Here is a 21,978-nt window from a genome sequence, read left to right on the forward strand (position 1 = left end):
CGGACCCGTTCCTTCCCCTTTTCTACTTTCCAGGAGGAAGTCATGGCTGATCCCGCACGCGCCGCCAAGCTGGCACAGCGGATAAAGGTCGTCGTTGCTGAGGCCCTCGGACGCCGGGTCAAGGATCCGCGGGTCGAGTCCATCACGGTCACGGACGCCCGCGTCACCAACGACCTTCAGCACGCCACCATCTACTACACCGTTTTTGGTGACGACATAGCTCAGGCTGATGCCGCCAGGGCGCTCGAGAAGGCCAAAGGTGTGCTGCGTCAGGAAGTCGGCCGCAACATCACTGTTCGCCTCACTCCGACACTCGAGTTCGTGGCTGACCAGATTCCGGTCAATGCCTCCAACCTTGAGGAGCTCCTACGTGATGCCAAGCGTCGCGACGCAGAGGTAGCCGCTTTGGCTGCCAGTGCCAAACACGCAGGCGAGGCAGACCCTTACAAGGGCGACTCACCGGAGGACCTCGACGAGGACGACTTCGACGAAGACGCCAAAGACTAGTTTTTTGTGCAGTTGATGCCCCTAAGAAGCGTTCTTAGGGGCATTTGCTGTACTCAAACTCGCTATGATCGGGAGCATGTCGCCGCACAATGCTCAGCAACGTGATGAATACCTGAAGCTGGCCATCAAACTGGCCGTGCACAACGTTTCCGACGGCGGCGGCCCTTTCGGCGCCGTCGTTGTCACCCCGGACGGAACCATCCATGAGGGAGTCAATCGGGTCACCCGGGACCACGACCCCACAGCACATGCCGAAGTGGTGGCGATTCGCCGTGCCGCAGCTGCAACCAAGAGCTTCGACCTCACGGGCTCCGTTCTCTACGCAAGCTGTGAACCATGCCCGCTGTGCTTATCCGCCACCCTCTGGGCCAGGATCGGGCACGTCTATTTTGCGGCAGATCGGCACGGCGCGGCCAAAGCGGGCTTCGACGACGCTGTGTTCTACGAGTATTTCGCAGGCACCAGACCGGAACTGCTGCCCGTGGAGCATGCGCAGTTGGACGCTTCAGATGAACCCTTCGACGCGTGGCGTAGCCACGCGCACCGGACGGCCTACTGAGCCGCCTTACTCAAAGGACCGGAAACTAGACCTTGCCAGGGAGGCGGCTGACGCCGTCGAGCAGGTCTTGTTGACCCCCACAGAGGGCGATCCTGATCCAGCCCTCGCCGATCGAGCCGAATGCCGTCCCAGGAGCGAAGGACACTCCGGACTCAGCGAGGAAGGCCCGCGCCCAGGTCCTGACATCCCCGCCGCTCACGTGCGAGACGTCAGCCCAAAGGTAAAAAGCCCCTTGGGCACCCAGGAACGGAATTCCTTTCTTGGCCAGCACGCCGGAGGCTGCATCCCGGTTACTCCGGTAGTGGTCGCGAACCTGGGAAACATAGTCCTGGGGGCCTGTCAGCGCGGCCAAGGCGGCGTACTGCGAAGGCGACGCGACGCAGGACACGATCGACTCCATCACGTTGTTCATCTTCCGTTCCAACCCGGGCGGGCAGATCAACGCTCCAATCCGGAGGCCTGTCAGCCCGTAGGTCTTGGACAGTGTCAGGGAAGTGAAGACCCGGGCTTCACCGGGGACGTCGCTGTCGAAGCGCGCAGGACTGACATGGGGCACATCGAACGTGAAGGCTTCATAGCACTCATCGGAGATGATCCAGAGGTCATGGCGAACGGCAAGCTCCACAAGTTGGCGGGTGGATTCCTCGCTAAAGACGGCACCCAAGGGATTGGAGGGGGAGTTCAACACGAGGACGCGGGTCCTTGGCGTGATAAGGGTCTCGATGTCCTCGATGTGCGGCTGGAAATCGTTCCGCGGATACAGCGGATACTGCACCGGCACGGCGTGCAGCAGTCTGCTGGTCATGGCGAAGGTGGGGTAGCCGGGATTGGGGATGAGAATCTCGTCGCCGGGGGAGAGAAGGAGGCTCATGGCGAAGTGCAGTCCCTGCTGGGCGCCGTCCACAACATACACACGCTCCGCGCCGAGATCCGCCCTTTGCTGTTCGCGGAAGCGGGCGGCAAAAGCCTCGCGGAGGGCCGGGATCCCGGCATTGGGTGTGTAGTTGGTCTCATCGCGATCCAGGCAGTCCATGCCGGCGTCGAGGATGTGCCGGGGTAAGGCAAAGCCCGGCTCCCCGATGCTGAGGACGATTGCTCCGGGGGTGGACCACGCGGCTTCGGTGATCTCACGGATCTGGTTCACGGGGACGTCGCGGACATGCGCGGCAAGCTCAGGCATGGGAGCCATCCTAGCCACCCATATACTGGTAAGCGTGCTTTCTGGACTGGTAATCGTTGACAAACCGCAGGGATGGACCAGCCATGACGTGGTTGGCCGGATGCGGCGGCTGGCCGGCACCCGGAAAGTGGGCCACGCCGGCACGCTTGATCCCATGGCAACCGGCGTTCTGGTGCTCGGCATCAACAAGGCCACCCGCCTGCTGACCTACATCGTGGGCACGTCCAAGACGTACACGGCCACCATCAGGCTGGGCGAAACCACCATCACAGATGATGCCGAGGGCGAGGTCACGGAGGCCCGCACCGCAGCGGACATTACTGACGATGCCGTTGCCGCCGGCGTCGCCGCGCTGTCCGGGCCTATCCAGCAGGTTCCCAGCAGCGTCAGCGCCATCAAGGTCAACGGCGAACGCTCCTACGCCCGCGTCCGCTCGGGTGAAGAGGTCAAACTCGCGGCTCGTCCAGTCACCATCCACCGCTTCGATATCCATTCCATCACCAGGATCGACGGCGGCAGGGTAGTTGACGTCGACGTCACCGTTGAGTGTTCTTCCGGCACGTACATCAGGGCGTTGGCCCGGGACCTCGGCAACGCCTTGGGTGTCGGTGGGCACCTCACAGCCCTGCGCAGGACCAAAGTTGGCCCTTACTCCCTTGATCAGGCCCGAACGCTGGAGGAGCTCGCAGAAGAGCTCGAGGTTCTGGAGATGTCCCTGGCGGCACGCTCGCTGATGCCCAACCGGGAGCTGAGCGAGGCAGAAACCATCGAAATCTCCTTTGGCCGCCGCATCGCTGCCGGGCCGGAAGCAGGAACGCCGGACGCCGCCACGGCCGAAAAGCCCGCCGCGGCATTCGCGCCGTCGGGGGAGCTTGTGGCACTGCTTGCAGACACGGGCAGCTTCGCTAAACCGGTGCTGGTCTTCGCGCCGGGAACTGGAACAGGGCAGGCAAAATAGGCATGGACGGATATTTCTACGCCATCCTCATCGTTGGACTGGTGTCCACGATCATGTGCGTCGTGGCCGGCTTGATGAAGAAAGCCCCGAACGACCCCACCATCTTTTCCGTGCTCGCCGTCGAGCTTGTGCTCGTGGTGTATTTGGTGGGCTCGATCGTCCGCGTTGCCATGGGTGAGCAAATGGCAGGTGAACCATGGGAGTTCTGGGGCTACCTCATTGTTGCCCTGATGATTCCGCTTGGGGCCGTCTATTGGGCCATCCTTGAACGGACCCGCTGGAGCAACTTCGTCCTTGCGGCAGTGGGCGTTACCGCACTGGTGATGGCTGCCCGCATGAACCAGATCTGGTACTGACCATGAAGGAAGAACACAACGTGACTGGAACCGAGACCAACCCTGCGAACCGGCAGTCGGTGCAGAAGGACACCCGGAACACAGGGCCCGGACGCTTGCTGATCGCGGTCTACGCCGTGTTCGCGTTGTCCGCGACGGCACGTGCCGGCTACCAGATCGCCACCAAATTCGCCGAAGCTCCGTTGGCGCACATCCTCTCAGCGTTCGCCGCTGCGGTGTATATCGTGGCCACCATCTCGCTCGCAAAGCCGGGCAGGACCTGGTTCAAGGTTTCCTTGGCCGCTGTGCTCATTGAGCTCGTGGGGGTACTGGTGGTGGGTGCGATCAGCCTTTTTGATCCTGTTGCTTTCCCGCACGACACTGTGTGGTCCCTGTTTGGCCGCGGTTATGGCTTTGTCCCGCTGGTCCTGCCGATCCTTGGCCTTCTGTGGCTCAACAAACGCCGGCCGTCCTGAGTCAAACACCCCAGCGGGTAACCTTAGAATGTTCCGGCGCCGGGAGGTTGCCGGGCGGAACGAACATCTGCAGTAAAAAGGCGAGGTTGATGGTCCACATCTGGAACGATCCCACCGAAGTCCCTAAGGACTTCGGACCTACTGTCGTTACCATCGGGAACTTTGACGGCGTCCATCGTGGCCACCAGCACGTTCTGTCGCAGTTGACCGACACAGCAAAGCGGCACAACATTCCCTCGGTTGCCGTCACGTTCGATCCCCACCCCGCCCAGGTGCACAGGCCGGATTCCGCTCCGGAGCTCATCATGGGGTTACAGGACAAACTTGAGGCCCTCGGCGATACCGGTGTGGATGCTGTCCTGGTGATGAAGTACACCTTGGACCTCGCTGCGATGACCCCGCTGGAGTTTGTCCGCGAGGTCCTTCTCGACGGACTTCACGCCGCACACCTCGTTGTAGGGCACGACCTCCGCTTCGGTGCCGGCAACTCAGGCGACGTCGTCACCATGCAGGAGCTGGGTGACCAGCTCGGCTTCGGGGTGCAGGTTGTCAATGAATACGGCGCGGGAGGCTTCCCGGTTCACGACGACGGCGATGCTGACCGCCGCTGTTCCTCCACTTGGGTGAGGGAGGCGTTGTCCGAAGGAGATGTAGTTACTGCTGCCGCAGTACTGGGCCGGCCCCACCGCATGCGCGGGGAAGTGGTGCACGGTGCTGCCCGCGGGCGGGATCTCGGTTTCCCCACGGCAAACCTTTCCCACGATTCCACCGGTTACGTCCCGGCGGACGGCATCTATGCGGGGTGGCTGATCGACCAGGCGGGCACGCGTTGGCCTGCCGCCATCTCCGTTGGCTCCAACCCCACGTTCGACGGCGTCAGCCGGCAGGTTGAGGCGCACGTCATCGACCGTCCTGAAGAGAACGTTGAAGACTTCGACCTCTACGGGCAGATTGTCGCCGTCGAATTTACGCAGCGGCTGCGGGGCATGGTGGCTTACCGGGGACCGGAAGCGTTGGTCGAACAAATGTGCCTGGACGTAGCCCAGGCGCATGAGCTGTTGACCCGGCGCTAGCGGCATTTCGACAACACTGCTGACGTGCCGGTAAACTGATGAGTGGATCCGGCTGCAGTCCGTGGCGGCTGGACCTGTTTTTGTGTGCGGCAACGTACCAGGGACAACCCGTCAGCGAGGCGCTGCACCGGGAGGCACGGCACAACTCTAGGAGTTCACGTGGCACTTGACGCCGCTGTAAAGCAGTCCATCATCAAGGAATACGCAACCTCTGAAGGCGACACCGGTTCGCCCGAGGTGCAGGTTGCGGTCCTGACCCAGCGGATCAAGGATCTGACTGAGCACATGAAGGAGCACAAGCACGACTTCCACACCCAGCGCGGTTTGCTGGCCATGGTTGGTCGTCGCAAGCGCATGCTTTCCTACCTGAAGAACACTGACATCGCCCGCTACCGTGCGCTCATCGAGCGTCTCGGCCTGCGCCGCTAGTCTGCATTTAGGGGCGGCCCGCTCCATATCGGAACGGGCCGCCTTCTTTACCAACAACTAAAAACAGGAATCAACCGCATCGCGCATTCGCGGTCCTCGGTAGTGATTCCCGGGAAGCCATCTGTGACGATGAGCCCGTGGATCTCGATCGATGACCGGGTGTCGTACAGGCCAGGAATAAAGAAGAGGCCTGGGTTGATGCGGCGGACTTCCGCTAACAGAAACGGAGGTGACTCTCTATGGAGGGTCCCGAAATCCAGTTCTCCGAAGCCATTATCGACAACGGACGTTTTGGCAAGCGAGTTATTCGCTTCGAAACCGGCCGCCTTGCCAAGCAGGCAGCCGGCGCCTCGATGGTCTACATCGACGAAGACACCGCACTGCTCTCGGCAACCACCGCAGGCAAGCAGCCGCGCGAAGGTTTCGACTTCTTCCCGCTGACGGTTGATGTTGAAGAGCGCATGTACGCTGCCGGCCGTATCCCGGGCTCGTTCTTCCGCCGCGAAGGCCGCCCCTCGACCGAAGCCATCCTGGCTTGCCGCCTGATGGACCGTCCGCTGCGCCCCGCCTTCGTAAAGGGGCTGCGCAATGAGGTCCAGATCGTGGTTACCGTCCTGGCCATCAACCCGGATGAGCTCTACGACGTCGTCGCCATCAACGCGTCCTCGATGTCCACGCAGCTGTCCGGTCTCCCGTTCTCCGGCCCGATTGGTGGCGTCCGCGTTGCCCTCATCGCCGACGAGCAGGGTTCGCAGTGGGTCGCTTTCCCCAAGCACTCCCAGCTTGAGAACGCCGTGTTCAACATGGTTGTTGCCGGCCGCATCGCCGGTGACGACGTCGCCATCATGATGGTTGAAGCCGAAGCCACGGACAACTCCTGGAACCTCATCAAGGAACAGGGCGCAACCGCTCCTACCGAAGAGGTTGTTTCCGAGGGCCTCGAGGCTGCCAAGCCGTTCATCAAGGCACTCTGCGAAGCACAGGCAGACCTTGCAGCCCGCGCTGCCAAGCCTACGGTTGAGTTCCCGGTCTTCCTTGACTACCAGGATGACGTCTACGCTGCGGTTGAAGCCGCTGCCGCTGACAAGCTGGCTGCTGTCTTCCAGATCGCTGACAAGCAGGAGCGCGACAACGCCTCCGACGAGCTCAAGGACGAGGTCCTTGGTGCACTTGCAGGCCAGTTCGAAGGCCGCGAAAAGGAACTGTCCGCAGCTTTCCGCTCGGTGACCAAGCATGTTGTGCGCCAGCGCATCCTCAAGGACCAGGTCCGCATCGACGGCCGTGGCCTCACGGACATCCGCCAGCTGACCGCGGAGGTAGAGGTTCTGCCCCGCGTTCACGGTTCCGCGATCTTCGAGCGCGGCGAAACCCAGATCATGGGCGTCACCACGCTGAACATGCTCAAGATGGAGCAGCAGATCGACTCGTTGTCGCCGGTAACGCGCAAGCGCTACATGCACAACTACAACTTCCCGCCGTACTCCACCGGTGAAACCGGCCGCGTCGGTTCCCCGAAGCGCCGCGAAATCGGCCACGGTGCCCTCGCTGAGCGCGCCCTGGTACCGGTTCTGCCCACCCGTGAAGAGTTCCCGTACGCCATCCGCCAGGTGTCCGAGGCTCTCGGTTCCAACGGTTCGACGTCCATGGGTTCGGTCTGCGCTTCGACGCTCTCCATGCTTAACGCAGGTGTGCCGCTGAAGGCAGCTGTTGCCGGTATCGCCATGGGCCTGGTTTCCGACCAGGTTGACGGCCAGACCCGCTACGCAGCCCTGACTGACATCCTCGGCGCCGAAGACGCATTCGGCGACATGGACTTCAAGGTTGCAGGTACCTCCGAGTTCGTCACGGCCATCCAGCTGGACACCAAGCTCGACGGTATCCCGGCTTCTGTACTGGCGGCAGCCCTGAAGCAGGCCCGCGAAGCCCGCCTCCACATCCTCGAGGTCATCAACGCAGCGATCGACACCCCGGACGAACTCTCTGAGTTCGCACCGCGCGTTATCGCCGTCAAGATCCCCGTGGACAAGATCGGAGAGGTCATCGGCCCCAAGGGCAAGATGATCAACCAGATCCAGGAAGACACGGGCGCGGACATCTCTATCGAAGATGACGGCACTGTCTACATTGGCGCCACCAACGGTCCGTCTGCAGATGCAGCCCGTTCCGCCATCAATGCCATCGCCAACCCGCAGGTGCCGGAAATCGGCGAGCGCTACCTGGGTACGGTCGTCAAGACCACCACGTTCGGTGCTTTCGTTTCCCTGACGCCGGGTAAGGACGGCCTGCTGCACATCTCCGAGCTGCGCAAGCTGGCCAATGGCAAGCGCGTGGACAACGTTGATGACGTTGTCTCCGTTGGCCAGAAGGTCCAGGTCGAGATCACCAAGATCGACGACCGTGGAAAGCTCTCCCTCTCCCCGGTAGTTGCCGAGGAAGAAGGAGCAGCCTCCGAGGACGCTCCGGCCGAGGCCGCTGAAGAGTCCGCAGAGTAGTCTGTAAGCAGTACACCCGGCAGGGCCGGTGGGCTTGAAAAAGCTCCACCGGCCCTTCCGGCCTTAACCTGAAAGGCCTTAATGACTGTCGTACCCTTGCCGCTGGAGCAAACCCTTCCCGGCGGCGAACTGATCCACGGTGCCGAGGGCGGTTCCGTCGTGCGGCGCTCTGTCCTCCCCGGCGGCGTGCGCGTCCTCACCGAGGCGATGCCCGGCCAGCGTTCGGCCACCATCGGGTTCTGGGTGGCAGTGGGTTCACGCGACGAAGCGGACGGCCAGCACGGTTCCACACACTTCCTTGAGCACCTGCTGTTCAAGGGCACCAAGCGGCGCACAGCCTTGGAGATCGCCTCCGCCTTTGACGAGGTGGGTGGCGAATCCAACGCAGCGACCGCCAAGGAAAGCACCTGCTACTTCGCCCGGGTCCTGGACACGGACCTGCCCATGGCCATCGATGTCATCGCTGACATGATTACCGGCGCGGTTCTCGATCCTGCCGAATTGGAGCAGGAACGCGACGTCATCCTTGAAGAAATTGCCATGGACAGTGATGACCCTACAGATGTCGCCCACGAAAAATTCGTAGCGGCCGTCCTCGGCCACCACCCGTTGGCGCGGCCAATCGGGGGAACCCCGGATGCCATCAAAGCTGTGGCCAGGGATTCGGTCTGGGCGCACTACCAGCGCTACTACCGCCCGGAGGAACTGGTCATTACCGCGGCCGGCGGACTGGATCACGATGTCGTCTGCCAGCTTGTCCTGGATGCTCTCAAAGCTGCGGGCTGGCAGCTTGACGCTGATGCCGCGCCGGTAGACCGCCGGGGTTCTGACCGGGCCGTCATCACTGGCACATCAGGACTGCACGTGGTTAAACGTCCCGTGGAGCAAGCCAACATTATTATGGGTTGCCCCACGATCGTTGCCACGGATGACCGCCGGTTCGTCATGAGCGTGCTGAACGCCGTACTGGGAGGCGGCATGTCTTCCCGCCTGTTCCAGGAAATTCGTGAGAAGCGCGGCTTGGTGTACTCCACGTACTCGTTCACGGCAGCGTATGCGGATGCCGGATACTTCGGGATGTACGCCGGATGCACTCCTTCCAAGGTTCGCCAGGTATTGGAACTCCTGGGCCTGGAGCTGGATAAGCTCGCCAAGGAAGGCATCACTGACGAAGAGCTTCGTAAAGCAGTAGGACAGCTCAGCGGCGGGATTGTGCTCGCACTTGAGGACACAGGTTCGCGGATGTCGCGGCTTGGACGGGCGGAACTGGTCTCCGGTGAATTCCAGGACATAGACGAGACCCTGGCGCGCATCAAGGCCGTCACGGTGGATGACGTTCAGGAACTTGCCCGTGAGCTCGCAGCGGCGCCCCGCACCATCACCGTTGTTGGTCCGTTCGAGGAAACCGAGACTTTCGGCCTTTAGTAGGTTCCAGTCCGAAATCTCTGGACTCCCGCACTGTAAACAGGGCAGCATGATCACACGATGATGCTGCCCTGACTACTTTGGAGACCTGATGGATCTGCCCTCAAGCGGCCATGCTGGCGAGATGCTGCGGGACTTCATCGGTCACTGGCGTGGCATTACGGAGATCGCTGCGTCACCGTGGGGAACGGCGCGGACAGCCGAGGCCGAGGCGGTATTTACCAAGGCCGCCGGCGGCTATGCCGTGGTCCAGAGCTACAGGCACCGCGAAGCCGACGGTACGCACTTCGAAGGTCACGGCATGTTCACTGTTGACCGGGACCACGGGGACACGCTGTGGTACTACGTGGACAGCATGGGACGGCCGCCAGCCAGCCCGGTCCGGGGGTCATGGCACGCAGGAACGCTGACACTTGACCGGAGAACGGCCGACGGCGTGGCCAGGCACACCTTCCGCGTAGAAGACGGTGTATTGGTGCACACAGCTGATTTGAGGCTCGAGGGAGGTGCCGAGTTCAGCCCTTTGTTGAAGAGCGTCTTTCGTAAGGTCTAATGAAGCGGCGAGGGGGATGGCTCCCTTCTAACCCCCGGCGAAAGGCGGCAGGACGTCAATGACGTCGTCGCTCCCCAAGGGAGCCGCACGGTCCCGGACAGCCACCTCATTACGGAGAAAACTGCTGCGCGCCACGATCCTGGCGAGCGGCGGCGTCCCTTCGGGAGGCAGCGGACGTTCGACGGCGAGGGCAGCTTCCAGTAGCGCTTCCAGGCTGGTGCCTTCCGGGAGGACGTGCAGTTCCTCTTCGACACCGGCGGCCGCGCGGGCGGCAGCGAAGTAACGGACAAGCAAGGGTTCAGCCTCCGATTGCGCTCATGCTGCGGTCCGGCTGGACGAAGTCCGCTGCGCCGAGACCTGTGTGGTCCATGCCGTGGGCTTTGGGCTTGACCCACATGGCGTCCTGCCAGCGTGATACCAGTTGGTCATCCGTGGCGCCCTCACGGAGAAGGCCCAGGAGATCGAATTCTTCGCGGGAGAAAAGGCAACTCATGATCTTGCCCTCCGCGGTGATCCGGGTACGGCGGCAGTCGGAGCAGAACGGCTCAGTGACAGAGGCAATGATGCCCACTGTACCGAGGACCGGACCCGTGGCAGCGCCTGTTGCCGTGTCCCGGCGTCGTACTTCAAAGCGTTCGGCCGGTGCGCCGTCCCGCTCGCGGGGGTCGCGGCCCAGTATGAAGTCCCGCGAGAGCAGTTCACGGATCTCGGCGGCGGTGATCATGTTGCGCCGGGTCCATCCATGGTCGGCATCCAGGGGCATTTGCTCGATGAACCGAAGTTCGTAGCCGCGGCCCAGGGCCCATGCCAAGAGGTCCGGCGATTCGGCGTCGTTGATCCCGCGCATCAGCACAGCATTCAGCTTAACCGGACCCAATCCGGCTGCCCAAGCGGCATCTACGCCGGCCAGGACGCGGTCCAGGAAGGGGCGACGGGTGAGTTTGGTAAAGGTTTCCTCGTGGAGGGAATCGAGCGAGACGTTGATCCGGGTGAGGCCAGCGGCCTTCAACGCGGCGGCCTTCTTATCCAGTCCCACGCCGTTGGTGGTCATGGAAATGGGGAGGTCCGGGTGGTCGTTCCGGATTCCGGCGATGACGTCCACCAGGTCTGCGCGGACCAAGGGCTCACCTCCCGTGAGGCGGAGCTCCCGCACGCCTAAAGCGTTGACGCCGATGCGGACAATGCGGACGATTTCGTCTTTGGTCATCACCGCTTGTTTCGAGAGCCATTCCAGCCCCTCGGCAGGCATGCAGTAGGTACAGCGGAGGTTGCATTTGTCCGTCAAGGACAGGCGCATATCCGTCGCACGCCGACCATAGCGGTCCCACAGCCCGGCGGGCGTGCCTGCAGGACGTGGGGGCGGAACTGCCACGCCGCTTTCCGTGCTGCCTGTGGCACCGCCCGAGGGGGGTACCGGCATGCCTAGCTGAACACTCATAAATTCAGGCTACGCCACCTCGGCTGGATCAGTGACACCCGTTATAGTCGCAGACCTCCAGCCACGCAGTGGTGATTCAGGCAGTTCTTACGGATTCCATACACTTGTGCTCCCTGGGCCCGGATCGAGTGCTGCGCAACGTCCGCAAACCTATGCTGAAAGCGTGACCACAAATACGGCATCATCAGCGGAGCCCGGAAATCGTCGCATCCTCCTGGTAGAGGATGAACAGACCATCGCCGACGTTGTCCGCGATTACCTGCTGAAAGCAGGATTCCAAGTGGACATGGCGGGGGACGGCTTCACCGCCCTCAAGCTGGCAGCCTCACGCCAACCCGATCTGGTGATCCTGGACCGGATGCTGCCGGGACTGGACGGTGTTGAGGTGTGTCGCCGACTCCGCCAAAGCATGAGCGTGCCCGTCATCATGGTCACGGCCCTGGGAACCGAAGACGACCGGATTCTGGGCTTGGAGATGGGAGCGGACGACTACGTCACCAAACCCTTCTCTCCGAGGGAACTGGTCCTTAGGGTGAAATCACTACTGCGCCGGAGCATCAAGGACTTCGCGCCCGAACCGCCGGTTGAAGCCGCAGGACTCGAACTCGATCCCGCTTCCCGGACAGTCACGCATGATGGAGTTCCCCTGGCACTGACCGTCCGCGAATTCGACCTCCTGGCTTTTTTGATGCGCAGGCCACACCAGGTCTTTAGCCGGGAAGAACTTATCAAGGCAGTGTGGGGATGGGACTTCGGCGACCTGTCCACGGTCACGGTCCACGTCCGGCGCCTGCGGGAGAAGATCGAAACCAACCCCACCAAACCCGAACTACTCAAGACCGTATGGGGTGTCGGCTACCGCTTCGACAACAAGCGGTATGACGCCGTCCCTGTGAGTCCGGACGATGAAGAGGGTGAGCATGGAGGGCAGTGAGCTATGGACCATCCTCGCGTGGGTCCTGTTCTGGGCCGTGCTCATCGGGGCCGCCACATGGGTGCTCCTCCGGCTGCTTCGCCGGGCGTCGGTACTCGCACAGATCTGCTTGGTGGTGGTGGCTACCGTCGCCGTGCTGGTGGCGGGAATGGTCAGTGCCTTCAACGCAATGTTCATTTCCGCGAGGGACCTTGAAGTCATGTGGTACATTCTCGCCACGGCCTCGGCTGTTGCCGTTGCGCTGTCCCTCATGTTGGGTGCGGGCGTCTCCAGGAACGCTGCGCACTTGGTTGACGCCGCCCGGCGCCTGGGCCGGGGCGAAACCCTGGAAGACACCGTGGCCGACGGTCGGGGGAGTGCTCCGGCCATGACGTCCGAACTCGCAGGGCTGGCCAAGGAACTTGAGGCCAGCAGCCGTAACCTGGCCGAATCCCGGGAACGCGAAGCCGCCGTAGAGACTGCCCGACGCGAGCTTGTGTCGTGGATTTCCCATGATCTCCGAACACCCTTGGCCAGCATGCGCGCCATGACCGAAGCCCTTGAGGACGGTATGGCATCAGATGTGCAGGGCTACTACCGGAAGATCATCGGGCAGACCGAACAAATGACGGCCATGGTCAATGACCTCTCGGAACTGTCCAAGATCCAGGCGGGCACTCTCCGCCTGAGCACGGAACCCTTGGACCTTTACGACCTCGTCAGCGATGCGCTCTCGGACCTCGCGCCCTTGGCCGCGAAACGCGGCATCAGGCTCGACGGCGGCGGGGACCGCGAGTGCATGGCCGTGGCGGACGGACCAAGCCTCGCCCGGGCCGTGCGGAACATACTCCTCAACGCAATCATCTACAGCAAGCCGGGCAGCGATGTCCACGTCAGTGTTGGACGGGACGGCCTTGGTTGGGAAGGCGTTGCAGGGAAGAACGCTGGAAACGCCATTATCGCCGTACAGGACCAATGCGGAGGCATCCCGGACGAGGACCTCCCGCATTTGTTCCAAACGGGCTGGCAGAAAGACCCCGCCCGTGGAGCGAGCGAAGCACTGCAGGGCAGCTACAGCGGTGCCGGCATCGGCCTCAGCATGGTGGCTGGAATCGTCAAGGCACATAGGGGATCAGTCAAGGTGGACAACGTCGACGGCGGTTGCCGCTTTGTGTTGTCACTTCCGGCTGGAGGAACCCCACCCGAGTCTTCGATGCCTCACAGCCATCAACCCATCGCAACGGACAACCGCCTCGGAGGCACCACATGAGTACGCCCGCACCCGGTACCACCAAGCAGCGACGCCTTAGGGGGAAGGCTGCGCTGTGGGCTGCTGCCGCGGGGTTGGCTGCCGGCGCAGCCGGGATCGCGGCAGGCGAGCTGACCGCCGGCCTCTTGAGCCCTTTGGTTTCGCCGGTCACGGCCCTTGGCGGAGCGGTGATCGACGCCGTGCCGCCAGGGGTCAAAGACCTGGCAGTGCAGTTATTCGGAACCGCCGACAAGGTTGTGTTGGTCGCTTGCATCGTAAGCGTGGCAGGAATCCTTGCAGCGCTAGCTGGTGTCTTGGAACGCAACCGCAGCGGATGGGGCCTTGCCCTCGCCGGTCTGGCGGGTGCGGCAGGGCTGACCGCCGTCGTCACCCGAGCCCAGACAAGCCCCCAGGCAGCCCTTGCACCAATTGTTGCCGCTGTTCTCACCATGGTGCTGCTACGGACCCTCGTGCGTCGGCTTGCAACTTGGGAGCCCTCGGAAGAAACCCCCGCCCGTGGGGAAACGCCACTGGCTCGGCGGAGCTTCCTGAATGCCTTGGCTGGGACCTCCCTTGCCGCGGTCGTAGCGGGAACAGTGACCACCATCCTCACCAGGGCGACAGCGGTGGCGTCCGGTTTCCGCGGCTCCATGACGCTTCCGCAACCCGCTGCGCCGCCGCAAGCCATCCCGGCAAACGCGTCCCTGTCCGTGGATGGCCTCAGCCCTTTGGTCACCCCTAATGCCGATTTCTATAGGATTGACACTGCATTGGCAGTCCCGGCGATCGATCCCCCTGCCTGGAAACTCAAGGTCACAGGACTGGTGGAACGCGAAATTGAAATCGACTTCGCTACTCTCCTCGCCAAGCCAATGACAGAACGCCACGTCACCATCGCCTGCGTGTCCAACAACGTGGGCGGCGACCTCATCGGCAACGCGCTCTGGCTGGGTTGGCCGGTGAGGGAACTATTGGCAATGGCCGGGCCAAAAGCCGGCGCGGATATGGTCCTGTCCACCAGCAACGACGGATGGACGGCCAGCACTCCTTTGGAGGCCCTTACAGATGACCGCGACGCGCTCCTGGCCGTCGGCATGAACGGTGAGCCGCTGCCACTTGAACATGGATTCCCGGTGCGGATGATCGTACCGGGACTCTACGGTTTCGTCTCGGCCACCAAATGGCTAACGGAACTGAAAGTCACACGATTCACCGACGACACCGCGTACTGGACGACTCGGGGCTGGAGCGATCGCGGGCCCATCAAAACGCAATCGCGCATCGATGTGCCCCGCAGCGGAAGAAGCGTTCAAGCGGGCCAGGTCCAATTCGGCGGTGTGGCCTGGGCCCAGCACAGGGGCATCAACCGCGTGGAGCTGCGCGTGAATCGCGGATCATGGCAGCAGGCTATGCTGGCTGGCGCAATCTCCACCGACACTTGGTGCCAGTGGCAATTGGGCATCGACCTGACGCCAGGTGAGTACGAAGTGCAGGTCCGGGCCACCGATTCCACAGGTGAACCCCAGACCGAAGACAAGGCACCTGTGGCTCCCGATGGCGCCACGGGCTATCACACCATCAACATCAAGGTGGGATGAGGCCCTAGTCTGGGTACGTCCGGAGAATTCCCGGAAGCAAGTGTGTCCACACAGGAGGATATCCGTGCCCAGATCTGTTGCAGCCCACCGCCAGGCAGTGGTGGATCTGCTCACCGGCGTCGTTTCGGGGAAGGGCAACGTCACCCTGCCACTGCTGGAGGCGCTGGGTAAGGCGCTGGCCGTCGATGTCTACGCGCCGCTCTCCTTGCCCCCTTTTGCCAATTCCCAAATGGACGGTTTCGCCGTCCGCTCTGCAGATATTCCCGACGGCGGTGCAGAGCTCCAGGTAGCTGAGCCGGTTCCGGCAGGTGCCGCGCCGGCAGCACTCAAACCGGGTTTTGCCGCCCCCATCATGACCGGGGCCATGATCCCCGACGGTGCCGACGCCGTCGTGCCCATTGAAAGGGCGACGCCAGACTCTTTCCCGGACCCTGCCACAGTGGGGGCTGTTGTAGAACTGCCTCCGGTCGCTCCCGGCACCTACGTGCGGGACAGCGGCAGCGACATCGCGAAGGGCGCACTGGCGCTGCCCGCGGGTACGCGGATGGGACCCGCGCAGTTAGGGCTTTTGGCGGCGTTGGGGCTGACAACCGTTGAAGTCCGGGAACCATGGCGCGTCCTCCTGGTCACAACCGGCGACGAGGTAGTGGAACCGGGGGAAGACCTCACGGCCGGCAAGATTTTCGACTCGAACGGAACACTCCTCGAGGCCTCCATGCGACAGGCCGGCCTGGATGTGGTCCGTACTGGAATATCCGATGACGATCCCTCCAAGCTGCTGGCGGTCCTCCGCCGTCACGCCGCGCCGTCGGACAGGCGTGTCGATGTCATTGTTACCACGGGGGGAGTGAGTAAGGGCGCCTACGAAGTGGTCCGGCAAGCACTGGCGAACCAGCCGGTGGATTTCCTCCCGGTGGCCATGCAGCCAGGTGGACCGCAGGGACTGGGCAGTTTTGACGGTGTTCCGTTCCTTGGCTTCCCGGGAAACCCGGTCAGTTGCCTGGTCTCATTTGAGATGTTTCTCAGGCCGGCACTTTCGCGGGTACTGGGAACGCCCGCGCCGAGGCCGGTGATGAAGGCCCGCTTGGCCGAATCGCTGGCCTCGCCGGAAGGCAAGCACCAGGTCCGTCGGGGGACCTTGGACCCGGACGGAACGGTCCGGATGGAAGGTGGTGCAGGTTCGCACCTCGTCCATGCCCTGGCTCGGGCGAATGCCTTGGTTCATATACCCGGCGACGTCACGGAACTCACCGACGGGGACGAAGTGGAAGTATGGATGCTGTGAATCAAACTCCCGCGACTACAGAACACTCCGGTGGCCTGACCCACCTCAGGCAGGACGGAACTGCACAGATGGTGGATGTCTCCGAAAAAGCCGTCACCACACGTGTTGCAACTGCTACTGCAACTGTCCGCAGCACCCCCAACGTATTGACACTCCTGGGTGCCGGCGAGCTGCCCAAGGGCGATGCCCTCGCCGTGGCCCGGGTAGCAGGGATCATGGCGGCGAAGAAGACTCCTGAGCTGATTCCGCTGTGCCATCCGTTGCCGATCTCCAAGGTCACTGTGGACTTCGAGCTGGGCACCGACTCGGTTGAAATCCTGGCCACTGTCAAGACACGGGGGGTGACCGGCGTCGAAATGGAGGCATTGACGGCAGCTTCCGTAGCGGCCCTGAGCGTCTACGACATGATTAAGGCCGTGGACAAGCACGCAGTGCTGACCGATATCCGCGTGCTGGCAAAGAGCGGCGGGAAAAGCGGCGACTGGGACATCTCCGGTGAGCCAACCGTAGAGGAGGCCGGCGCATGAGCGCGTGCGAGCCGAACGCTCTGCGGAAGGCCGGCGTCGTCATCGCATCAACCCGCGCAGCCGCAGGCGTGTACGCCGACGAAACGGGTCCGATCATCCTCGATTGGCTCAACGAGCACGGTTTCGACACTTTTCCCACCATGGTTGTGCCGGACGGTGAACCGGTTGGCGCTGCCCTAAGGGCGCTCCTGACGCAAGAGCCCGCCGTGGTCATCACCAGCGGTGGAACGGGTCTTAGCCCGGATGACCGCACCCCCGAAATGACGCTGCCGCTGCTCGAACGCGAGATTCCGGGCATCATGGAGGGTATCCGGCGCACCGGTGCCGCCAAAACCCCCATGGCCATGCTGAGCCGTGGCCACGCCGGGGCAGCGGGAAGGACTTTCGTCATCAACCTGCCTGGATCCCCGAAGGGCGTCATGGACGGATTAGCCGTCCTGGACCCTGTTATCGGGCACCTCTGCGAGCAACTGGAAGGAAGCCATGGGCACTGAAACAAACTTTGAGGTGGTCAGCGCTGTCCTTAGCGCCGAGCCCATTTCCGTGGACCAAGCCATCACGGCGGTCGAATCCGATACCGCCGGGGCAGTGGTCAGCTTCAGTGGCGTCGTTCGAAATCACGACGGCGGCAAGGCGGTGGACCGTCTAAGCTACAGTGCGCATCCCACGGCGCATCAGGTGATGTCAGACGTCGTTGCGCAGTTGGTCGCCGAGCACTCCGGTGAAGCCGCGCAGCCCGTTCGGATCTGGGCTGCCCACCGGATCGGCATGCTGGAGATCGGTGATCCCGCGCTGGTCTGTGCTGTGGCTGCCGCCCACCGCGGCCAGGCATTCGCCGTATGCTCCGAGCTCGTGGACCGGGTCAAAGAGCAGGTCCCCATCTGGAAGGAACAGTTCTTCACTGACGGCACCGTGGAGTGGGTTGGAGCAGGGGAGTAGGCCGGAGTAACGGTTCCTGCCGGGCTCCGGCCCGGCGGTAGGGTTAACGGCATGACCGAACAACTTGCTGTTGCAGTGCTGGGCGCCCACGGGCGTATGGGAATCGAAGCCGTTAAGGCTGTTGATGCAGCCGAAGACATGAACTTGGTAGCCGCTCTCGGCCGCGGCGATTCCCTGGAGAAACTGCTCCACGCTGGTGCGCAGTACGTCGTTGACCTGACCGTTCCGGACATCACGGAGACCAACGTTCGGTTCGCCGTGGAACACGGCATCCACGCAGTTGTAGGTACCACGGGTTGGGATACCCACCGGCTTGATTCCTTGCGGAACCTCTTGGAACAGAAACCGGACACCGGCGTTTTGATCGCCCCGAACTTCGCCCTCGGATCGGTGCTTGCGTCCGCGTTCGCTGCGAAGGCGTCACAATACTTCGAGTCCGTGGAGATCATCGAACTGCACCACCCCAACAAGGTGGATGCTCCATCCGGAACCGCAGTGAGGACGGCACAGCTGATCGCCGAGGCGCGCCAGGAAGCCGGCGTCCCGGCGAGCCCGGACGCCACTGAAACCGCGTTGGATGGCGCCCGGGGCTGTGACGTGGACGGGGTTCGTGTCCACAGCGTGCGCCTCCGTGGCCTGGTGGCTCATCAGGAGGTGCTTTTCGGCGGTCCCGGTGAGCAGCTGACGCTGCGCCACGATTCGTTTGACCGCGCCTCCTTCATGCCCGGCGTCCTGCTGGGGCTTCGGAAAGTTGCAGCCAACCCCGGTCTCACCGTGGGCTTGGACGGCTACTTGGACTTGGGGCTCTAGGACCATGGGCAATTTCTGGACTTCTTTGAAGAGGAACCGCACCAAAATCTGGGTGGGGGCCATCACCCTGCTGTTGGTGCTTTACCTGGTGGTTTCCGTCCAACGTTCGTTCCTCTTGCTTGGCGACCCCAACCTGGTAGCCAAGGGAATTGGAGCGGCCTATCTGGTCCTGCCGGTTGTTGGCGCATGGGCACTCATCCGTGAGCTGCTTTTTGGTGCCCGTACCGAGCAGATGGCCAAGGTCCTGGAGGCCGAGGGCGGGTTGCCGGTGGATGACCTTCCCCGCACTCCGGGCGGGCGAATAGTCCGCGCTGCTGCTGACGCCGAGTTTGAGAAGTACCGCGCAGAGGCCGAGGCCGCTCCGGAGGACTGGCGCTCCTGGTTCCGGCTGAGCTGCGCCTACGACGCCTCAGGCGACCGCAAACGTGCCCGTGCGTCCATGCGCGACGCCGTGAAGCTCTTCAGGTCTCAACCCACTGCAGCGGGCCGGTGACTGCCCAGTCTTGATGCGGTGTGGGCTACCCATTCCAGTGGTCCACGGCGTTGGAGAACGGCGAAACAGACTCCGATGACTACCGCAGTGAGTGCTTGGGCCCAGTACATGCCCTCGTCCGTCCACCCCGAGGGCAACGGCTGGTTGGTGAAACCGGACACTACCCAAACGTGGGCTGCATAGAGGCTCAGGGTCATGGCCCCGGGCCCGCTCAGCAGGATCAGGAAGTTGACCTTGATCCGCTCCGCCAGGGTGCCGAGCAGCAGGAACAAACCGACCACTGCCGCAGCTACGCCACCGCTATGCAGCAGGTCAAGGCTGGTCCCCGCATGCGGGGCTGCAGTGGCAAGCCACCACCAGGAGCCTGTCTGTTCCAAGCCGGTGACATTTACCTGAAGCATGCTCTCCAGTGGATATCCCCTGGTGACCGGGAGGGCTGACAATGCAGTCCGTCCGCCCCATGCTTCCATGGCCAGGATTCCGGCGACTTTTGCCAAGCCGGCCACCGCGATTCCGCAGGTAAGCAGCAGAACCTGGACCCTCGCCGTCGTCAGCGCCAATCGTCCAATCACCAATCCGAGCAGCAGGTACGAGATCCACTGGAATACCGGGTAATAGCCGGTGAAGAAGAGGTCGGCGAGGAGGCGTCCCGGCGTCCCGACATCCTCCCAGTTGGGGTTGTGTCCCAACTTCAGGGGAGGGTTGGCGTCCAGCAGCAGAGGCCGTACCAGATACGCCAGCAACGGGGACAACAGGATCCAACCCAGTGCCCAGAAGCAGAGCGCTTTGAGCCGGAGGCCAAGGAACGGCAGGATGCACAGGAACAGGACGGCGTAGTGAACCAGGATTATGGCGACGTTGACATCCAGGCCGCCCAGCATCAGTCCGACGACGGCGATCACCAAGGCGCGCATGGCAACTCCACCTCGTGCCGCCCACAGTTCCGTGCCGCTGCGGGGCTCCTGCTTGCCTGTACTGAGCGCCAACCCGATGCCGGCCAGTACGGCGAAGAGCGCCGCGGACCGTCCTGAAAACACCAGCCCCACGAACGTCGGCTCCCACTGAGGGGAGGGTCCGAAGGTGGGCATCAAGTGCGTGGCCATCATTCCCAACAGCGCCGCGCCCCTGGCAGCATCTATCCCGGTAAGCCGCCCGGCGATCGGCCGGCCGCCGGGCGCTTTTCGCGTCGGGGCCGTCTCTTGCGAAGTCATGCAGCGATCGTCTCATAAGCCGCTGTGCGGCAACTGTGATGTGACACAAACCCCCTTGTGTTCGAATATATGTTCGAATAACATTGCCGCATGAACGATGTTCCCAAGCAGCCGGAAGGCCTTCAAGGGCCCATGAAGGCCATGAGTCCCGGTGTGGTCGATTTCCTGTTCAGGCAACTCGTGGCCGGCGAGCCTCCGGAAGACACTCAATGGCGCCGCGAAGGTACTGCCCTGGCTGAGCAGATACCGGGAGCCGAGCTGGCCCGCCGGTTATCCGAGACGGATCTGGCATCGCTGACGCCCCTTGAACTCTTTGAGTACGTCCGCGCCTCGCAGCGTCTTGTGGCATGGGCGGAACAACTCAAGGAGCGGGCTGTGGCACACTACTGCGCGGAGGAGCCCGCGCGGGCTCCGAAGCCGGCGTGCTAATCGCCGAATAGGATGGCGGGGTGAGCAATCCACCGCAAGTGGCCCAGCGTCCCAAACCGCTGGCTGGCCGAACATCGGCAAGAAGCCTGCCATGGTGAATGAGGACCATCAGGCGGGACCCATTCTTCCAACCAGCCGGTCACAGGGTAACGTTTTTCGTATGTCTGACTTGCGCGCCCACGTTCCCGCCCTTGGTACCCTGCTGACCGCCATGGTCACCCCGTTCACTGAGGACGGCAAGGTGGACTATGACCAGGCCGCAGCGCTGGCGGAAAAGCTCGTTCAGGATGGTTGCGATGGACTCGTGGTCACCGGTACCACTGGAGAGACCTCAACCCTCACGGACGATGAGAACCTTGGCATGTTCCGGGCCGTAAAAGAGGCCGTTGGCGGCAAGGCCGCCATCATTGCCGGGACCGGCACCAACGACACCGCCCACTCCGTGCACCTCTCGCAGCGTGCAGCCGAACTCGGCGTCGATGGTCTCCTGATTGTCACCCCTTACTACAACAAGCCCAGTCAGGCAGGCGTTCGCGCCCACTTCGAGACGATTGCCTCGGCCACGGACCTGCCCGTCATGCTCTACGACATTCCGGGCCGTTCCTCCATTGCAATCGCTCCCGAAACCATGATTGCGCTCGCGAAGCACCAGAACATCGTGGCCGTCAAAGACGCCAAAGCGGACTTCGCTGCCGCCACGCGCGTCATGGCTGAGACGGACCTGCTCTTCTACTCCGGTGATGACGGATTGACGCTGCAGTGGATGGCGCTGGGCGCTGTCGGCCTGGTGGGAGTCACCACCCACGTCGCTACACGCCGCTTCCGTGAGCTGATCGACGCCGTTAACGCCAGCGACCTCGCCAAGGCAAGGGCCATCAACTTTGAACTGGAACCCGTCATCCGTGCAACCATGACGCGGGTCCAAGGCGCTGTAGCCGCCAAGCAGATTCTCAAGTGGCAGGGAGTCCTGCCCAACTCGGTTGTCCGTTTGCCCCTCGTGGAGCCGGACGCGGCCGAGATCGAAATCATCCGCGGGGATTTGGCGGAAGCCGGAATGGACTTCGACGTCCAGGACGGTTCCGCCGGAAAGTAGCAAAAC

General features: G+C 62.8%; 25 protein-coding genes. 21 read left to right on the forward strand and 4 right to left on the reverse strand.

Annotated features, from left to right (window positions below):
• Positions 1–42: 42 nt before the first annotated feature.
• On the forward strand, positions 43–507 hold the full coding sequence (gene rbfA / locus RIF72_RS04035) for a 30S ribosome-binding factor RbfA (protein ID WP_309073571.1): 465 nt from the start codon (positions 43–45) through the stop codon (positions 505–507).
• 76 nt (positions 508–583) lie between these two features.
• Positions 584–1,066, forward strand: a complete 483-nt coding sequence (locus RIF72_RS04040; protein WP_309073572.1) for a nucleoside deaminase — start codon at positions 584–586, stop codon at positions 1,064–1,066.
• Positions 1,067–1,091: 25 nt separating this feature from the next.
• Here RIF72_RS04040 and RIF72_RS04045 read toward each other — a convergent pair whose 3' ends face one another.
• Complete coding sequence (locus RIF72_RS04045) at positions 1,092–2,246, reverse strand: pyridoxal phosphate-dependent aminotransferase (protein WP_309073573.1); 1,155 nt, start codon at positions 2,244–2,246, stop codon at positions 1,092–1,094.
• A gap of 34 nt (positions 2,247–2,280) precedes the next feature.
• On the opposite strand from RIF72_RS04045, the gene truB reads away from it, so the two are divergent.
• The 8 genes from truB (at position 2,281) to RIF72_RS04085 (ending at position 9,987) form a co-directional block, all read left to right on the forward strand.
• Positions 2,281–3,204 (forward strand): tRNA pseudouridine(55) synthase TruB, encoded by a 924-nt coding sequence (gene truB / locus RIF72_RS04050; protein WP_309073574.1) that lies wholly within the window; start codon positions 2,281–2,283, stop codon positions 3,202–3,204.
• A gap of 2 nt (positions 3,205–3,206) precedes the next feature.
• The gene (locus RIF72_RS04055; RefSeq protein ID WP_309073575.1) at positions 3,207–3,560 is read left to right on the forward strand and encodes a hypothetical protein; all 354 of its coding nucleotides are present in this window, start codon (positions 3,207–3,209) and stop codon (positions 3,558–3,560) included.
• A 2-nt stretch (positions 3,561–3,562) separates the two neighbouring features.
• Complete coding sequence (locus tag RIF72_RS04060) at positions 3,563–4,015, forward strand: hypothetical protein (RefSeq protein WP_309073576.1); 453 nt, start codon at positions 3,563–3,565, stop codon at positions 4,013–4,015.
• An 89-nt stretch (positions 4,016–4,104) separates the two neighbouring features.
• The gene (locus RIF72_RS04065) at positions 4,105–5,088 is read left to right on the forward strand and encodes a bifunctional riboflavin kinase/FAD synthetase (RefSeq protein WP_309073577.1); all 984 of its coding nucleotides are present in this window, start codon (positions 4,105–4,107) and stop codon (positions 5,086–5,088) included.
• 159 nt (positions 5,089–5,247) lie between these two features.
• Complete coding sequence (rpsO, locus tag RIF72_RS04070) at positions 5,248–5,517, forward strand: 30S ribosomal protein S15 (RefSeq protein ID WP_017198030.1); 270 nt, start codon at positions 5,248–5,250, stop codon at positions 5,515–5,517.
• 239 nt (positions 5,518–5,756) lie between these two features.
• Positions 5,757–8,009: a polyribonucleotide nucleotidyltransferase gene (locus tag RIF72_RS04075; RefSeq protein ID WP_309073578.1), complete on the forward strand. Its 2,253-nt coding sequence runs from the start codon at positions 5,757–5,759 to the stop codon at positions 8,007–8,009.
• Between the two features lie 81 nt (positions 8,010–8,090).
• The gene (locus RIF72_RS04080; RefSeq protein ID WP_309073579.1) at positions 8,091–9,434 is read left to right on the forward strand and encodes a pitrilysin family protein; all 1,344 of its coding nucleotides are present in this window, start codon (positions 8,091–8,093) and stop codon (positions 9,432–9,434) included.
• Between the two features lie 91 nt (positions 9,435–9,525).
• Positions 9,526–9,987, forward strand: a complete 462-nt coding sequence (locus RIF72_RS04085) for a DUF1579 family protein (RefSeq protein WP_309073580.1) — start codon at positions 9,526–9,528, stop codon at positions 9,985–9,987.
• A 27-nt stretch (positions 9,988–10,014) separates the two neighbouring features.
• Here RIF72_RS04085 and RIF72_RS04090 read toward each other — a convergent pair whose 3' ends face one another.
• Positions 10,015–10,281 carry a MoaD/ThiS family protein gene (locus RIF72_RS04090; protein WP_309073581.1) on the reverse strand — a complete coding sequence of 89 codons (267 nt, stop codon included), beginning with the start codon at positions 10,279–10,281 and terminating at the stop codon, positions 10,015–10,017.
• A 4-nt stretch (positions 10,282–10,285) separates the two neighbouring features.
• Entirely contained in the window at positions 10,286–11,425 is a 1,140-nt protein-coding gene (moaA, locus tag RIF72_RS04095; RefSeq protein ID WP_309073582.1) for a GTP 3',8-cyclase MoaA, read from the reverse strand.
• 163 nt (positions 11,426–11,588) lie between these two features.
• Here moaA and RIF72_RS04100 point away from each other — a divergent pair, with 163 nt between their 5' ends.
• The 9 genes from RIF72_RS04100 to RIF72_RS04140 are packed head-to-tail and all read left to right on the forward strand — an operon-like array spanning position 11,589 to position 19,239.
• Complete coding sequence (locus tag RIF72_RS04100) at positions 11,589–12,359, forward strand: response regulator transcription factor (RefSeq protein ID WP_309073583.1); 771 nt, start codon at positions 11,589–11,591, stop codon at positions 12,357–12,359.
• On the forward strand, positions 12,346–13,608 hold the full coding sequence (locus RIF72_RS04105; protein ID WP_309073584.1) for a HAMP domain-containing sensor histidine kinase: 1,263 nt from the start codon (positions 12,346–12,348) through the stop codon (positions 13,606–13,608). Before RIF72_RS04100 ends, RIF72_RS04105 begins: the two co-directional genes overlap by 14 nt.
• On the forward strand, positions 13,605–15,185 hold the full coding sequence (locus tag RIF72_RS04110) for a molybdopterin-dependent oxidoreductase (RefSeq protein ID WP_309073585.1): 1,581 nt from the start codon (positions 13,605–13,607) through the stop codon (positions 15,183–15,185). Before RIF72_RS04105 ends, RIF72_RS04110 begins: the two co-directional genes overlap by 4 nt.
• A gap of 58 nt (positions 15,186–15,243) precedes the next feature.
• A complete protein-coding gene (gene glp, locus RIF72_RS04115; protein ID WP_309073647.1) occupies positions 15,244–16,470 on the forward strand; it encodes a gephyrin-like molybdotransferase Glp in 1,227 nt (408 codons plus the stop codon).
• Positions 16,458–16,997: a cyclic pyranopterin monophosphate synthase MoaC gene (moaC, locus tag RIF72_RS04120; protein ID WP_309073586.1), complete on the forward strand. Its 540-nt coding sequence runs from the start codon at positions 16,458–16,460 to the stop codon at positions 16,995–16,997. Before glp ends, moaC begins: the two co-directional genes overlap by 13 nt.
• On the forward strand, positions 16,994–17,491 hold the full coding sequence (locus RIF72_RS04125) for a MogA/MoaB family molybdenum cofactor biosynthesis protein (protein ID WP_309073587.1): 498 nt from the start codon (positions 16,994–16,996) through the stop codon (positions 17,489–17,491). Before moaC ends, RIF72_RS04125 begins: the two co-directional genes overlap by 4 nt.
• A complete protein-coding gene (locus RIF72_RS04130; RefSeq protein WP_309073588.1) occupies positions 17,481–17,936 on the forward strand; it encodes a molybdenum cofactor biosynthesis protein MoaE in 456 nt (151 codons plus the stop codon). Before RIF72_RS04125 ends, RIF72_RS04130 begins: the two co-directional genes overlap by 11 nt.
• Before the next feature lie 51 nt (positions 17,937–17,987).
• Positions 17,988–18,746 (forward strand): 4-hydroxy-tetrahydrodipicolinate reductase, encoded by a 759-nt coding sequence (gene dapB / locus RIF72_RS04135; RefSeq protein ID WP_309073589.1) that lies wholly within the window; start codon positions 17,988–17,990, stop codon positions 18,744–18,746.
• A 4-nt stretch (positions 18,747–18,750) separates the two neighbouring features.
• Positions 18,751–19,239 carry a hypothetical protein gene (locus tag RIF72_RS04140; RefSeq protein WP_309073590.1) on the forward strand — a complete coding sequence of 163 codons (489 nt, stop codon included), beginning with the start codon at positions 18,751–18,753 and terminating at the stop codon, positions 19,237–19,239.
• Here the strand turns inward: RIF72_RS04140 and RIF72_RS04145 are convergent.
• Positions 19,215–20,450: a heparan-alpha-glucosaminide N-acetyltransferase domain-containing protein gene (locus tag RIF72_RS04145; protein WP_309073591.1), complete on the reverse strand. Its 1,236-nt coding sequence runs from the start codon at positions 20,448–20,450 to the stop codon at positions 19,215–19,217. The genes RIF72_RS04140 and RIF72_RS04145 overlap by 25 nt on opposite strands.
• Positions 20,451–20,540: 90 nt before the next feature.
• On the opposite strand from RIF72_RS04145, the gene RIF72_RS04150 reads away from it, so the two are divergent.
• Positions 20,541–20,879, forward strand: a complete 339-nt coding sequence (locus RIF72_RS04150) for a hypothetical protein (protein ID WP_309073592.1) — start codon at positions 20,541–20,543, stop codon at positions 20,877–20,879.
• A gap of 160 nt (positions 20,880–21,039) precedes the next feature.
• Positions 21,040–21,972: a 4-hydroxy-tetrahydrodipicolinate synthase gene (gene dapA, locus RIF72_RS04155; RefSeq protein WP_309073593.1), complete on the forward strand. Its 933-nt coding sequence runs from the start codon at positions 21,040–21,042 to the stop codon at positions 21,970–21,972.
• The last annotated feature ends 6 nt before the right edge of the window (positions 21,973–21,978 follow it).

It is taken from the genome of Paenarthrobacter sp. (assembly GCF_031180005.1).
Classification (GTDB): Bacteria; Actinomycetota; Actinomycetes; order Actinomycetales; family Micrococcaceae; genus Arthrobacter.

What these genes read in the sequence shown, in the direction of transcription:
- RIF72_RS04075 (WP_309073578.1), top strand. Translation starts at nt 5,757, where the DNA reads ATGGAGGGTCCCGAAATCCAGTTCTCCGAAGCCATTATCGACAACGGA.
- moaA (WP_309073582.1), bottom strand. Translation starts at nt 11,425, where the DNA reads ATGAGTGTTCAGCTAGGCATGCCGGTACCCCCCTCGGGCGGTGCCACA.
- RIF72_RS04145 (WP_309073591.1), bottom strand. Translation starts at nt 20,450, where the DNA reads ATGACTTCGCAAGAGACGGCCCCGACGCGAAAAGCGCCCGGCGGCCGG.
- RIF72_RS04085 (WP_309073580.1), top strand. Translation starts at nt 9,526, where the DNA reads ATGGATCTGCCCTCAAGCGGCCATGCTGGCGAGATGCTGCGGGACTTC.
- RIF72_RS04060 (WP_309073576.1), top strand. Translation starts at nt 3,563, where the DNA reads ATGAAGGAAGAACACAACGTGACTGGAACCGAGACCAACCCTGCGAAC.
- RIF72_RS04040 (WP_309073572.1), top strand. Translation starts at nt 584, where the DNA reads ATGTCGCCGCACAATGCTCAGCAACGTGATGAATACCTGAAGCTGGCC.
- RIF72_RS04055 (WP_309073575.1), top strand. Translation starts at nt 3,207, where the DNA reads ATGGACGGATATTTCTACGCCATCCTCATCGTTGGACTGGTGTCCACG.
- dapA (WP_309073593.1), top strand. Translation starts at nt 21,040, where the DNA reads ATGTCTGACTTGCGCGCCCACGTTCCCGCCCTTGGTACCCTGCTGACC.
- RIF72_RS04105 (WP_309073584.1), top strand. Translation starts at nt 12,346, where the DNA reads ATGGAGGGCAGTGAGCTATGGACCATCCTCGCGTGGGTCCTGTTCTGG.
- RIF72_RS04150 (WP_309073592.1), top strand. Translation starts at nt 20,541, where the DNA reads ATGAACGATGTTCCCAAGCAGCCGGAAGGCCTTCAAGGGCCCATGAAG.
- RIF72_RS04125 (WP_309073587.1), top strand. Translation starts at nt 16,994, where the DNA reads ATGAGCGCGTGCGAGCCGAACGCTCTGCGGAAGGCCGGCGTCGTCATC.
- RIF72_RS04065 (WP_309073577.1), top strand. Translation starts at nt 4,105, where the DNA reads ATGGTCCACATCTGGAACGATCCCACCGAAGTCCCTAAGGACTTCGGA.
- moaC (WP_309073586.1), top strand. Translation starts at nt 16,458, where the DNA reads ATGGATGCTGTGAATCAAACTCCCGCGACTACAGAACACTCCGGTGGC.
- RIF72_RS04130 (WP_309073588.1), top strand. Translation starts at nt 17,481, where the DNA reads ATGGGCACTGAAACAAACTTTGAGGTGGTCAGCGCTGTCCTTAGCGCC.
- RIF72_RS04080 (WP_309073579.1), top strand. Translation starts at nt 8,091, where the DNA reads ATGACTGTCGTACCCTTGCCGCTGGAGCAAACCCTTCCCGGCGGCGAA.
- RIF72_RS04110 (WP_309073585.1), top strand. Translation starts at nt 13,605, where the DNA reads ATGAGTACGCCCGCACCCGGTACCACCAAGCAGCGACGCCTTAGGGGG.
- rbfA (WP_309073571.1), top strand. Translation starts at nt 43, where the DNA reads ATGGCTGATCCCGCACGCGCCGCCAAGCTGGCACAGCGGATAAAGGTC.
- dapB (WP_309073589.1), top strand. Translation starts at nt 17,988, where the DNA reads ATGACCGAACAACTTGCTGTTGCAGTGCTGGGCGCCCACGGGCGTATG.
- RIF72_RS04140 (WP_309073590.1), top strand. Translation starts at nt 18,751, where the DNA reads ATGGGCAATTTCTGGACTTCTTTGAAGAGGAACCGCACCAAAATCTGG.
- RIF72_RS04045 (WP_309073573.1), bottom strand. Translation starts at nt 2,246, where the DNA reads ATGCCTGAGCTTGCCGCGCATGTCCGCGACGTCCCCGTGAACCAGATC.